The organism is Pseudomonas sp. FW305-25, assembly GCF_017351415.1.
GTDB classification, from domain to species: domain Bacteria; phylum Pseudomonadota; class Gammaproteobacteria; order Pseudomonadales; family Pseudomonadaceae; genus Aquipseudomonas; species Aquipseudomonas chlororaphis.
Genome location: NZ_JACNDE010000068.1, coordinates 1 through 12,467, shown reverse-complemented (window position 1 = coordinate 12,467; position 12,467 = coordinate 1). Strand labels below are relative to the sequence as shown.

Annotated in this window: 10 protein-coding genes; all 10 read right to left on the bottom strand. The window is 63.6% G+C overall.

Features of this window, described 5'->3' with window-relative positions; translation table 11 throughout:
* Positions 1-947, bottom strand: a 947-nt coding sequence (locus J4E58_RS31510) for a hypothetical protein (protein ID WP_207255366.1), incomplete at its 3' end; no start/stop codon positions are given.
* Positions 944-1,081 (bottom strand): hypothetical protein, encoded by a 138-nt coding sequence (locus tag J4E58_RS31505; RefSeq protein WP_156376438.1) that lies wholly within the window; start codon positions 1,079-1,081, stop codon positions 944-946. The genes J4E58_RS31510 and J4E58_RS31505, both read right to left, overlap by 4 nt.
* A 65-nt stretch (positions 1,082-1,146) precedes the next feature.
* On the bottom strand, positions 1,147-3,543 hold the full coding sequence (locus J4E58_RS31500; RefSeq protein ID WP_087092711.1) for a hypothetical protein: 2,397 nt from the start codon (positions 3,541-3,543) through the stop codon (positions 1,147-1,149).
* Between the two features lie 10 nt (positions 3,544-3,553).
* Complete coding sequence (locus tag J4E58_RS31495) at positions 3,554-4,693, bottom strand: hypothetical protein (RefSeq protein WP_087092710.1); 1,140 nt, start codon at positions 4,691-4,693, stop codon at positions 3,554-3,556.
* A complete protein-coding gene (locus J4E58_RS31490) occupies positions 4,672-6,117 on the bottom strand; it encodes an alkaline phosphatase family protein (RefSeq protein ID WP_087092709.1) in 1,446 nt (481 codons plus the stop codon). The genes J4E58_RS31495 and J4E58_RS31490 overlap by 22 nt, the downstream gene beginning before the upstream one ends.
* Complete coding sequence (eboE, locus tag J4E58_RS31485; protein ID WP_087092708.1) at positions 6,107-7,339, bottom strand: metabolite traffic protein EboE; 1,233 nt, start codon at positions 7,337-7,339, stop codon at positions 6,107-6,109. Before eboE ends, J4E58_RS31490 begins: the two co-directional genes overlap by 11 nt.
* Positions 7,336-8,220, bottom strand: a complete 885-nt coding sequence (locus J4E58_RS31480) for a TatD family hydrolase (protein WP_038575396.1) — start codon at positions 8,218-8,220, stop codon at positions 7,336-7,338. The genes eboE and J4E58_RS31480 overlap by 4 nt, the downstream gene beginning before the upstream one ends.
* Before the next feature lie 49 nt (positions 8,221-8,269).
* Positions 8,270-9,037 carry an EboA domain-containing protein gene (locus J4E58_RS31475; protein ID WP_087092707.1) on the bottom strand — a complete coding sequence of 256 codons (768 nt, stop codon included), beginning with the start codon at positions 9,035-9,037 and terminating at the stop codon, positions 8,270-8,272.
* Positions 9,034-9,918 (bottom strand): UbiA family prenyltransferase, encoded by an 885-nt coding sequence (locus J4E58_RS31470; RefSeq protein ID WP_087092706.1) that lies wholly within the window; start codon positions 9,916-9,918, stop codon positions 9,034-9,036. Before J4E58_RS31470 ends, J4E58_RS31475 begins: the two co-directional genes overlap by 4 nt.
* Positions 9,915-11,798, bottom strand: coding sequence for a 3-dehydroquinate synthase (locus J4E58_RS31465; protein WP_087092705.1), 1,884 nt, complete (start codon positions 11,796-11,798; stop codon positions 9,915-9,917). Before J4E58_RS31465 ends, J4E58_RS31470 begins: the two co-directional genes overlap by 4 nt.
* Between the last annotated feature and the right edge of the window lie 669 nt (positions 11,799-12,467).

Genomic DNA, 12,467 nt, shown 5'->3' with positions numbered 1-12,467 from the left:
GGTACCAGGCACAGGTTGGACGGGGTATCCAGGCCCTGGGCGAGGATACTCACTTCTCTTGTCGGCAGGTTGCAGCACAGCAGGCGGCCGCTGAAGCGGGCGAAGCCGCCGTGCAGGCATTCGCCGTCCCAGTCCGTGAGTAGCGGTTGCAGCAGACGGTCGCAGAGTTCCAGCACCAGCAGCTGTCCCGTTGGGGTCAGTGCCAGGCCGGTGGGCAGTTGTAGGCCTTCGATCAGGACTTCGCTGTGGCCGCTTTCCGGCCAGACCCGGATCACCTGGCCGGCCTGGTCGGCGAAGTCGATGCCCCGGCGGCTCGGGTCCTGGTGCAACTCGCCGGAAAACAGGCTGATCAGCATGGCGCCGGTGCTCGGTTCGTAGACCAGGGTAACGGGCACCGCATCCTGATCCTGGCCCAGGTCGGGCAGCTCGACCAGGACCCGCTCCTCGCCGGTGCCGCTGAACTCCACCAGTTGGTTGCTATCGGGTTTGACTGCCAGCCAGCGATGGCGCGTGGGGTGATAGCACAGGGCGTTGAGGTTGCCGCGGCTGTGAAACAGAGGCTCGGGAGGGCTACAGGCCAGGTCCAGGACTTTCGAGCCTTCGACGTAGTCGGTCAGGCTGGCCAGGCAACGCCCCGCGCCGCAGGCGATATCCGACAGCCCCAGGATTTCGTCGCGCAGCATGCGTGCCTGCATGTTCATGGAGCGAAAGCCATGGGCCAGCGTTTCGGGCATCAGGTAGGCACCCGTCCGGCGCGGGTCGGGGCGCAGCCGGCTGATGCGCCCACTGAACGGCTGGTCCGGCCGCCCGGAGCCGGCTTCGGCCAGCAGCAGGCTGCCATCGGCTTGCAGACAGAGGCCCCGGGGGTTGAGCAGGTTCTCGCGAATGACCGTGTGCGCACGCAAGTCTTCACGGGGCCGGGGGGGAATCCGTAGGGGAGCTGTCATCGGTTCTCTCCAGTTGGCGTTGGGTCGGTCCATAGCGGCGGCTGCCAGGGTTCGCTGCTGTCCTGCCCGGCGAAAGCCCAGGGACAGAACAGCAGGAGCAATGGCAACAGGCGGCGCAAGAGACGGACGTTCATGGCGGCACTCCTGTGAAGTGCCGGGTGACGCTGTGTCACCCGGTGTTCCCGGTACGGGGCTCCTGTCAGCAGGGGGGGAAGTCCTTCATGCTCAGGGGCATCGGCGGGTAATTGTGTTTCACCAGGGCGTTGGCCCAAAGCTCCAGCACGGCCCGCCGGCTCTGCGACATGTCACGGGTGATGGGCATCGAGAGCGTGCTTTCTTCCTGGTACTCCTTGCTGATCAGCACGATCAACTGGTCGATGGCGCCTTCCACGCGCTGCTGGGAGTTGAGCGGCATGAACTTGTTCATGATCGGGTACAGGTAATAGAAGGGCTGCAGGATCTGCGGGTAGATGAAGTTGTTCCACATCAGCTGGCTGGCGTTCAGGTCCCGGTAGATGGTGTTCCAGTAGTCGATGAAGTCCTGCTGCAGCTTCGGCTCCAGCGGCAGCACCCGCAAAGGCGCGAGGCAGTCGGTGTAGGCCTCGGAGTAGTTGAAGCTAAAGGGCACGGCGGGCATCTTGCCGCCTTCGGGCAGGAAGAAACGCAGGGTAGGGAAACCCGGTGCCTCTGCCCTGATTCCCAGTCGGGCGACACCGCTGGCGTCGGTGCGGATCCTGGCGATGCTGTAGTTGACGCTGCTGGTAGCCGTTTCGTCGCGCAGGGTTCCGGTCTGGGCGATGGCATTGTCGAAAACCAGGCAGGGGCGCAGGTTGACGGTAATGGGTTGGTCGAGGAACTGCTGATAACCGACCGGTTCTCCCTCCGGCACGGTATTGGAGGTGACGACCGTGCGCCTGTCCGTGAGCCGGCGGCCGCTGCCAGTGGCCAGATAGCTGACAGCCACCGGCGTGTCGATGAACTGCGGCCGGTTGGAGCGGTTCAGCGTAGGTTCTTCCGGGTAATCGTAGAACAGGGTGAAGTCGGCTTCGTTGCTGAATGCCAGGTAATAGTCGCTGGTGGTCACCATATAGGCGTTGCCGTATTCGGCGACCAGCAGTTCGGTGCCCTCCGGCGCGGGCTTGCCGTCCTTCTGCACCATGATCGTCAGCGTCTTGTGGTCGCCAACATCGATGAAGCCTCCACTCTCGACCACTTCGGCGGTCCACTGCCGCTGGGTGGCGGCGATCACCGGTTCGGCGCTTGCCAGTAGTTTTTGCAGTTCCAGGGGGCCGCTCTCGAGCAGGTTCTTTTGCTCGACAGTCAGGGGCACGTCGAGAATGCCTGAGCGCTGGTTGAAGGCCGACTGACGGTACAGGGGGTAGGTGATCATGACGGCGGAGATGAACCGGTCTTCCTGGCGCACTCCCAGGTGGAGGATGCCGGCATTGAATTTCTCGGCCACCGCGATGGGGGCCTTGGGATCGACCGGATAGAACGGAATGCCATTGGACAGATCCAGCGACAGGGTGTCGCCGGTGATCTGGACAGGGATCACGCCCAGCGTGGCCTTGGTGTCTTGCATATCGCCAGGCGTGGTCTTGTAGACCGGCACCGGCTCCGCCGGGACCAGGCGCCGGCCAGCCGGGGCGGTGGGGAATTCGTCGTCGAACCACAGGCCCAGGGTACCCGCCGTGCTGCTGTAGGCCGGGTTGTAGAAAATATCGGCGACGTTGTTCAGCCCCTGCTCATACATCCGCTGCACCTGGGCCACGTCCTCGGGGTTGCTGGAATGGGTATTGACCGGCGGGAAGTCGTTGAACACGCCGTTCTTGTCGTAGTAGGTCAGGTAGGTGGAGAAGCGGAACATCAGCCCCTTGGCGCCTTGCTCGATCATCTGCTGCTGGAGCTGTTGCAGCAGGAGCGAATCGCCGACGGCCCAGTCCAGGTTTTCCCTCGCAAAGCAGGTCTGCCAGGTGGTCGTCACATAGCTCAGGCCGCCGAAGGTGGATGCCCAGTTGAAGTTCAGGAAGCGGTCGAGCATCCGGTACTGGCGGTTGAGGGTCAGGCCGCACTGGGCGTCGCCCAGCACCAGCTTGTCGAAATACAGCGCGGTGAAGGTGTTCTGCCAGGGGCTGATATCGACGAAGCGTGCGGGCGTGGGCGCCTGGCTGCCAAAGGGGTTGCCGAGCAACTGAAAGCTCTTGCTGACCAGCGGGTCCCGGTCGATGTAGGTATTGGCCTGGAGCTCGCCACCAATGATCGTTGACTGGGTGTCCTTGTAGCTCACGGTGCCGCAGGCATTGTCGCCGAACAGGTCCCATTCGGCGGGCATGAACGGGGTGCGGAAGTTCGAGGCATTGGTCGGCACCTGCAATACATAGTGAGGCACCTGGGTTCTGGACAACGGCCGGATGGTCCAGGGCATCAGCGCTTCGGGAGCGTTCTGGGGATTGATGTCGTAGGAGTTCAGGAACTGCCAGTTGAGGTCCATCCTGACCGCGTCATAGAGCGGCAGTGCATCGTTGTTGTTGGCCGTTGGCGGGTTCCAGAACATATGGCCGTTGAGGTAGATGCGGGGGAAGTTCAATACGCTCATGTCAGGCTCCTTAGCGTTGCCACTGGGCGCGTTTAAGCGACCAGACAAAGTCCAGTTTGTTGTAATCGGCGAAGTCCGAATCCGGCAGCGGGGTGGTGGGGTAGACGATCCCGCCGTCCTCTTTCATCGCGAAATTGAAGTAACCCTTCTGTTTCGAGTAGGCCGCGGTACCGTGGCAGGCCAGGCACGATGAGGTGTCCTGGAAGGCCGACTCCAGTTGCGAATTGGCCAGCACCTGGGTCACGGGTTGGAATTCGACCCCGATCAACTCGTACTTCGAGAGGTAGGGGTAGTTGCCCTGGAAGCTGCTGTTGACTGGTATGGAGGGGGGCGTCGGCCCGGTGGTGTTGGTCATCGGGGTGGCCGGCACGGCGTTGGTCACGGTGTACTTGTGGTTGTTGACGTTCTCGAAGGTGGTCCAGATCCACTTGGGACTCAGCTTGTTGATCACGTGCATGCCGCTGAGCGCGGCATAGCCGACCTGATACTGGTTCTGGTGGGGGTAGTAGGCCTGGATGATGTAGTAGCCGTCGTTTTCCAGCTGTTGCTTGAACGTGGCATCGGTGCCGATCCAGATCCACGAGGTTTTTACCTCCCAGGAGGTCTCGGGAAATTTCAGGTCGCTGGTCAGCGCGTACTGACCGTTCATGTTGTAGACCTGTTTCTGCACGATGTAGTCGAAGGTGCCCTGGCCCATCTGCAAGAGAAAACGCACCGGCTGGCCCCGTTGCGCTTCCGGTACCTGGCCGCCCATCAGCAGGGGCAGCCCGTCCACCTGTAGCGTGCTGTCCAGGTCATGGAAGGTCCGGTCGAGGTTCATCCCCAGTTGCCGGGCCTGTTCCAGGACTGCGTCGGGCGCGGGCTGCTCCGGCAGGTAGGGCTGGGGCGGGGCACCATTGGGCAGGAACACCTGACTCGAGGGCTTGAGCCCTTCCCAGACCCGGTTGGGGCTGCCCTGGGCGGACGGCTGGTTGAGGCAGACGAACCAGTTCCAGGCCTGGGTCTCGGGACTGGCGAGGAAGTCGCTGCGGGTCTTCTCGACGTCGGTCCCGTAGGTGAAGAAATTGCTGCAGTCGTAAGGGCTGGCGCTCTGGGCCTGGGCCAAACCGGCCACGGCACTCAGAACTGTTATAGAGATGGCTCGCCGCATGGAAGCTCCTTGGCATTGGCCGGGTCGTGGTGAGGGCGCTCCAGGAAGTACTGCAGGAGCAGTTGCTTGACTGCCGTGGCCGGAAGCTGGTCCGGCAACGACAGACCGCAATTGGTGATCAGCAGCGGAGCGGTCGCGCGGCTGGCCGGCAAGCGTCCATGGCTGCCGCGGACCAGCCGGGTATCCAGGGGGATCAGGTCCATGTAGTAGCGAAAGCCGAGTTTTTTCTGCAGCAGGCGCCGCGCCGCTCGCAGTTTCGGAAAGCGGATGGCCGGATCGATGAACAGTTCCAGCGGGTCGTAGCCCGGCTTGCGGTGGATGTCCACGGTGCGGGCGAAGTCGGGGGCCAGGCAGTCGTCGAGCCAGTAGCGGTAATCGAACCAGTAGCCGGCCGCGGCCACCGCCACCAGTTCGCCGCTGCGCTCGTGGTCCAGTTGCCAGTCCCGTTGCGCGGGCTTGTCCAGCACCTGCTCGATGCCCGGCTGGCGCTGCAATAGCGCCTTGACCCGGGACACGTCCTCGGCGCGTTTCACGTAGACATGGGCGATCTGATGGTCCACCACGGCGAAGGCGGCGCTGGCGCCAGGGTCGAGCAATTCCCAGCTCAGCGACTGGCGGACCTGCAGCCATCCTTCACGGCGCAGCAGGCGGTTGATCGACACCGATTGCCGGACCGCCTCGATGCCGTATTCGGAGAGCAGCATCACCCTGGCGCCCTGGGCTTGGGCGAAGCTCAGCAGGCGCCCCACCTGCTGGTCGATGGCGCGGACCTCGTCGGCGATCGACGGGTCTTGGGGCCCCAGGCGTTGCAGGCTGTAATCCAGGTGCGGCAGGTAGATCAGTTGCAGGTCGGGTCGGTTGAGCTGGAACTCGGCCATGGCGCAATCGACGATCCAGCGGCTGGAGGCGATGCCCGCCGCGGGGCCCCAGAAACCGGGGAAGGGAAACTCGCCGATCTGCCGCTCGAGGGTCTGGTGCAGGCTGGCGGGCGTCGAATAGAGCCCGAACACCTTGCGCCCATCGGCCGGGTAATGGGGGCGTGGAGTGATGGCCGCATCCACCTCTGCGTGCATGTTGAACCACCAGAACAACTGGCTGCAGCGAAAGTCGGGGCGCTGGCGCTTGAGGGTCTGCCAGACCTTTTCCCCCTGGACCAGGGCGTTGGATTGCAGCCAGAAGCGCACTTCGGCCTGGTCGCGAAAGTACCAGCCGTTGCCGACGATGCCGTGTTCCGCGGGCGTCAGGCCGGTCAGCAGCGAGGCCTGCACGGTCGAGGTCACGGCCGGGAACACCGGTTGCAGGCTGGTCATCGCGGCGTTGCGCAGCAGGGCATTGATCCGTGGCGTGGCCTCGCCCAGCAGGCTCGGCGTCAACCCGACCACATTGATCAGCAACAGCGGTGGGCAGCTCGTTTCAGACGCCATGGGGGCAGGCCTCCTGCGCGGGGGATGGGGCGCTCAGCAGTTGCCGCTCGCGTAATTGCCCTTCGACCCAGCGCAACTCGGCAACGATGCCCTGGAGCAGCGCCTGTTCGGTCTGTGGCCGCAGCGGAGCGGGCAGCACGTTCCAGCTGTAGGTTTCCACCTCCAGTACCGGGTGCACTTCCGGGTGCTCCGCCAGGTAATCGAAGGTCTGCAACAGCGCGCTCTGGCTGCCGCTGAGTTCGGGCAGCAACAACTGCTCGCTGAATAGCGGCACATGGAAATGAATGCGCAGCTCGGGGCAGGACGCCAGCTCGCCGGCCTGCAGTGCGGCGGGCAGGTCCGGCCAGGCCAGCAGGCGGCCCTGGTGGTCCCGGGCTTTGACCTGATGCAGGTAGGTGGCCTCGACAAAGTCCCCCAGGGCCGTCAGCACCTGCTGGCGCCGCAGCGGGTCCGCTTCCGGCAGGCGGCAGATCAGGGCATTGGAGAGCTGGATCTTGCCCACCGGCACACCGGCCTGGCGCAGCCGCTCCAGGGCGTCATGGCAATGCTCGAAGACCACTGCTTGATGGCAGACATCGAAGCACAGGGCCAGATGTTCATGATGGGGATCCGTGGCTTGCCAGCGGCGGAAGAATTCGATGGCCTGGTCGGTGTGCTCCAGCACGCAGTCGGGCTCCATTTCCAGGCAGAACAGGATCTGCTTGCCGGTCTCCCGGCGCAGCCTGGCCAGGGCCTGGGTCAGCTGGCGCAGCTGTTGCTCGGCCCGTTGCCGGTGGGCCAGGCTCCAGGTGGCGGCATACCCCAGCGGCACGCTGGAAATCACCCCTTTGGGGCAATCCTGCGGCAGGGCCGCGGCCAGGATCCGCGCCAGTTGCAGGCTGTACTCCAGGCGCTGCGGATCGGCCCAGTTGGGCAGATAGACTTCGGCTTTCACCGCACCCTGGTGGAACTGGCCGTAGGGAAAGCCATTGAGCGAAGTCAGGCGCAGCCCGCTGTGCTGCAACAGCCTGAGAAATCCCATGAGGGCCTGCGGCTGTTGCAGCTCGGCTGCCGCCTGGGCGCTGATCCACAACCCGCTGTCCTGTTCGGGCAGGCCGCGTTGCTGGCGCACGCCCTGGAAGTGCGTCTCGATCGAGGCGCTCAGCGTGGCCAGGTCGGGGGCTGGGTGCACGTTGCTGCAATAGCCGATCCGGGCGGCGCTCCAGCCCCGACGAGTGCTCATTTGACCACCGGTTCCTGGCCGCGCAGGGCGGAGTTGTCCTGCCACTGACGACGCTGGTCGATGGGCAGCGGGGCACTCACCCACTGCTTGTCCAGCTGCCCGCTCTGGGCGAAGAAATCCACCGGGTTGTGGAACAGCACCTGCTCTACCTGGGCTTCGCTGAAGCCGGCGGCGAGCATGGCCTGTCCGGTCTTGGGCACCTTGAGCGGATCGCTGATGCCCCAGTCGGCGGCGCTGTTGACCACCATTTTCTCGGTGCCGTACTCCTTGAGCAGGGCCACCATGCGCTGCTCCGACATCTTGGTGTTGGGGTAGATGGAGTGCCCGCGCCAGCAGTCGCTGTCGAGCACCAGGGGCAGGGTCAGTTCGTTGAGGTGATCGATGATCACCAGATGTTCGGCGATGCCCACTTCGCGGATCACTGCCAGGGTGCGCTTGGTGCCGCCGATCTTGTCGCGGTGAGGGGTGTGCACCAGCACCGGCAGGTTGAACTGCTTGGCCAGTTCCAGTTGCGCGGCGAGAAAGCGGTCTTCCTCCGGGGTGATGTCGTCGTAGCCGATTTCCCCTACCGCCACGACGCCGTCCTTGACCAGATAGCGCGGCAGGATCTCCAGCACCTCGTTGGCCAGCGACAGGTCATTGGCCTCCTTGGGGTTGAGGCCGATGGTGCAAAAGTGGTGGATGCCGAACATGCTGGCGCGAAAGCGTTCCCAGCCCAGCAGGGTATCGAAGTAGTCGATGAAGCTGCCGACGCTGGTGCGCGCCTGGCCTTGCCAGAAAGCCGGCTCGATCACCCCGGTGATGCCAGCGGCGGCCATGTTCTGATAGTCGTCGGTGGTGCGGCTGACCATATGAATATGCGGGTCGAAGTACTTCAGCATGGTGAGTCCCTTATGTGGTTGTAGAAAACCGTGGTGACACCTGGCTTGTTCAGGCGTCGGCCGTAAGGTGTTCGAGCCAGTGCGGCGGCAGTCGTCGCTGCTGGCACAGGTCGCGCAGACGCAGACGCTGGGCTGGGCTCAACAACTCGAAGGCGATGGCCTGGGGCAACCCGTCGGAAACGTTGCGCTGCGCCGCCAATTGCTCCTCCATCAGGTCCAGCGCCAGCTGGTTGAGATCGACGCTGCGCCGCTGGGCCAGGCCGTTGATCCGGCGGCTGTCCAGGCCCATGCCCAGGCTCTTGAGCACCAGTTGATTGAAGGCCCGGTCGTTGTAGTGGCGGGCCGGGAAGGGGTTGTCCAGGGCGATGGCGGCGAACACCTCGCGGTTATTGGTGCGCCCCGCCTGCAGCGCCAGGTCGAGGCTGTGGCCTTGGCTATCCAGGTCGTCCAGGGCCTTGAGCAGGGCGCTCTTTTCCGAGTCGTCGGCCCAGAGGAACAGCTGGCGCAACAAGGGCAACCGATCGGCGCTGGCCTGCTGTTGCAGAAGCTGCGCCAGCAACAGCGCGCGGGCCAGCTGGCTCCGGGTCCAGCCTTGGCTGTCGGGTACCAGGCTGTCGCCGAGGCGGCGTTTGCACTGGCTGCTGAGCAGCATCAGGGTATTGGCCGACGGCTTCCGGGCCAGTTGTTCCAGGGCCTCTTGCCACCAGCGGCGGGTGTCGGGGGCGAGCTGTCCGTCGAGCTGCCGGCGCCGTTCGGCGAAGGCGGCATGGCGGGGGGCGAGCGCATTCGAGGATGGGGCAATGACGTCCATGCTCATGTCGGCTTGATCCAGCGTTGAAGGTGGGGAAGCAGGAAAAACACCAGTACGCACAGCAGGCTGCCCAGGGGTTGGTTGGCCAGGGCCAGTACCAGGGCATCGAACAGTGGCAGGGCGGCCAGGCCGGCACCGATAAAGGCACGGATCTGCCGCTGCCGCGGGTTGGCCAGATGGCGCCGGTAGTGCCAGCCCAACCAGCCCAGCCACAGCAGCAGTACCAGCCAGAACACGCCGTTGTCGGCATAAGCGACCAGGGCCAGCGGGCTGAGCATCAGCAGCAGCGGCAGGCGGCCGAGCAGCTGGTTCTTATGTTCCAGCCGGGCCAGGTAAGTCAGGCCGGCGATGTAGGCGCCCAGCAACGCGGCGCACAACCACAACGGTTGCGGTGGCATGGCCAGGCTGGCGGCGGCGGTCAGGTACAGGGCCGAGCGGCAGCCGCCCATGAGCCAGACGCTGTGGGGGTGTTTTTTGTGCAGCAGGTTGTAGGCCAGGATGAACAGCAGCAACAATCCGGCGCTGGCCAGCAGCCAGCGAGGCTGGGCGATCAACTGGCTGAGCCCCAGCAGCGACAGCAACGCCAACAGCAGCAGGGCGGTGGTGGCCAGGCTCACCTGAGTGCGACTGACCAGGCCGAGGACAATGGGGCGCGGGTTCTGGTGCCGCTGATCCCAGTCGGCATCCAGCAGGTCGTTGAGCAGCATGCCCGCCAGGTAGAGCGCCGAGAGCACCAGCAGCAGCAGGGTCCAGACCAGCGACGAGGGCGGCGCCAGGGCGGTGGCGCTGCTGGCCAGCAGGGCGGCGGCCAGGGTGTTGGTCCACACCGTCGGCAGGTTGGAGACCCGCCCCAGTGTCAGCCAGGTGCTCAGCGCTGAAGGCGTCATTGCGCGCAGCCCTCGCTCCAGGCGAAGTCCGCTCTGCCGAAGCTGGCCAGGCGCAACAGGGCTTGTTCCATCACTGGCAGTTCGATGTGGTGCACATCGATGGACTGGCCCAGGCGGTTGAGCATCGGGATCGACAACTGCCCCCCCAGGTGCTGGCGGAACTCTTCCAGCCCTTGCAGCACCAGAGAGCCACCCTGGGCGTCTTTCAGCCGCAGTTCCGCGGGGCACAGGTTGAAGCCGAGCTTGTCCAGCACGTGCAGCAGGCGCTGGGTTTCCCCATCGGACAGCAGGCCGATGGCGTTGGCGTAGAGCGCATCCAGAGCCATGCCCACGGCCACCGCCTCACCATGGCGCAAGCGGTGCCGACTGAGGTTTTCCAGCTTGTGGGCGGCCCAGTGGCCGTAATCCAGAGGCCGGCCGTTGCCCCGTTCAAAGGGGTCGCCGGCACCATTGATATGGCCCAGGTGCAACTCGGCGCAGCGGCGGATGGCATAACGGCTGGCGCTGTGCTCGAAGCTGGCCAGGGCCTCGACCTGCTGCTCCATCCACTGGAAGAACGCATGATCCTTGATCACCGCGACTTTCACCGCCTCGGCGAGGCCGGCGATCTGGTCCCGGTGCGACAGGCTGAGCAGCAGCTGGAAGTCGTTGATCACTGCCGTGGCGGGGTAGAACGCCCCCAGCAGGTTCTTCTGGGCGAAGGCGTTGATGCCGTTTTTCACCCCGATGCCGGCATCGTTCTGGGCCAGCACCGTGGTCGGGATGCGGACCAGGCGCATGCCCCGGTGGAAGGTGGCGCAGGCGTAGCCCACGGCGTCCAGTACCGCTCCGCCGCCCAGGGCCAGCACATAGCAGTGCCGGTCCAGGCCATGCTGCAGCATGTGCGCATACAACTGCTGGAGCACTTCCGGGGTTTTGCTCAGTTCCCCCGCCGGCACCGCGATCGGCGCGGCCTGCAGATGCAGGTCGGCGGTATGGGCGCTGAAGTAATCGCTGATCTGCTGTGGCAATTGTGGGGAGCACTGCAGCAGTTGCTCGTCGACAAACACCAGCACGGTGGTCCGCCCCGGATGCTGCCGGGTGAGTTGCTGGTGCAGGCAGGCATTGTCCGCCTGGAAGATGTGGTCGGTGAACAGTACCGGATAGTGGTAGCTCACCTCGAAGCGACCCTCCAGGGAGCGCGCTCGATCACCCTGCGGCTGCGCGACGGGTGACTTGAGCAGGCTGCGGCCGCCCAGGAACAGACCCGGCAGGACCATGCTGGCGAGAATGGTCGCCAGCAGGGCATTCTGCTCTACCAGCAGACTGCCGATGGCGCTGTAGGCCAAGGCCAGTCCGGCGTTGGCCAGGGTGGTGACCAGCAGGAACTGGCGCTGTGGGTAGCGCTGCATGCCGGCGGCCAGCACCGAGGTCTCGGCCAGCACTGGCACACCACGCAGGCAGACCAGCGACAAGGTACTGAGGCGATAGGCCAGTTGCCCGGGTTGCCAGTTTCTGAGACCGAGCCAGTTGGAGAGCAGGCGAAAGTAGCCTGCCCCCAGCCAGTAGCCCAGGCAGGCTCCCAGGCACAGGCCGATAAAGATCACCAGGTAGCCGCCGATGGCACCCAGGGCGGCCACGGCCAGCAGCGCCACCAGGCTTGAAGGTACTGGCAGCAGCACATCCAGCGTCAGCAGGGCTACCAGCAGCAGGGCCAGGCCTAAACGCTGCGTGGGGTCGGTGGGTAGCAAGCTGCCCAGATGGTTCAGCAGTTGTTGGATCTGCTGTTCGAACAGCAGGAAGCTGGCGACCACGAGGGTCGAGAAAAGGAATAACGAGAGCCAGTAATTCTCAGTCGTACTCTTCAGCGAGAAGGCACGAGGCAACGAGCTGCGCTTCATCAAGCATCCCTCTTGATTGATATGACTTATTCCGTGTCAGTTCAGCTTGTAAGGCAGGGGAGATGTTCGGTTATTGAATTCCTCGAAAGGTTCTTATTGGTTTTTGCCCCGTTGGAGAACACTTGGATGACGATTAGTCATCAACTTAGCCAAGGCCTGGAGTTTTGCAAGTGAACTGCGCGAGCTGGCTGCAATACGCTTTTCTGGTTCGTTGGGAAAGCCTGGGAATAATGTGTTTTTACTGTTGCGAACAGTCTTGTGGATTGACTGTGATGACCTGTTTTTGTGGGTATTAGTCAATGGGCTCGGGGCGGTGCAAGATTTTTTGGTGTGGTGTTCGGCTATAGAGTGTATTGCTTTTTTTCATATGCAAGAGAAGTAACCAAAGGAAATAAACGCGGCAATTTATAAAGGGAATACTTTGGGAGGGGGGATAAGGCAGGATTTGAAATAACTATTCTTAGGCTGACTATTAGTTGGCTATTGAATAGGTGACTTGTTGGTTTGGGCTTTATTGAGTTGTATGGGCGAATTTACTGTATGGACTTACTCAAGGGGACGGTTGTTTGTTTGGTAGTAAGAATCATTCGTGAAGTTGTTCGGTTAAGTTGCCTTGCTTGAAACAACATGTATGCCGTGCGCCATGGACCTGGCTGTTTCTGCACCGGT

What these genes read in the sequence shown, in the direction of transcription:
- J4E58_RS31470 (WP_087092706.1), bottom strand. Translation starts at nt 9,918, where the DNA reads ATGACGCCTTCAGCGCTGAGCACCTGGCTGACACTGGGGCGGGTCTCC.
- J4E58_RS31505 (WP_156376438.1), bottom strand. Translation starts at nt 1,081, where the DNA reads ATGAACGTCCGTCTCTTGCGCCGCCTGTTGCCATTGCTCCTGCTGTTC.
- J4E58_RS31475 (WP_087092707.1), bottom strand. Translation starts at nt 9,037, where the DNA reads ATGAGCATGGACGTCATTGCCCCATCCTCGAATGCGCTCGCCCCCCGC.
- J4E58_RS31500 (WP_087092711.1), bottom strand. Translation starts at nt 3,543, where the DNA reads ATGAGCGTATTGAACTTCCCCCGCATCTACCTCAACGGCCATATGTTC.
- J4E58_RS31495 (WP_087092710.1), bottom strand. Translation starts at nt 4,693, where the DNA reads ATGCGGCGAGCCATCTCTATAACAGTTCTGAGTGCCGTGGCCGGTTTG.
- eboE (WP_087092708.1), bottom strand. Translation starts at nt 7,339, where the DNA reads ATGAGCACTCGTCGGGGCTGGAGCGCCGCCCGGATCGGCTATTGCAGC.
- J4E58_RS31480 (WP_038575396.1), bottom strand. Translation starts at nt 8,220, where the DNA reads ATGCTGAAGTACTTCGACCCGCATATTCATATGGTCAGCCGCACCACC.
- J4E58_RS31490 (WP_087092709.1), bottom strand. Translation starts at nt 6,117, where the DNA reads ATGGCGTCTGAAACGAGCTGCCCACCGCTGTTGCTGATCAATGTGGTC.
- J4E58_RS31465 (WP_087092705.1), bottom strand. Translation starts at nt 11,798, where the DNA reads ATGAAGCGCAGCTCGTTGCCTCGTGCCTTCTCGCTGAAGAGTACGACT.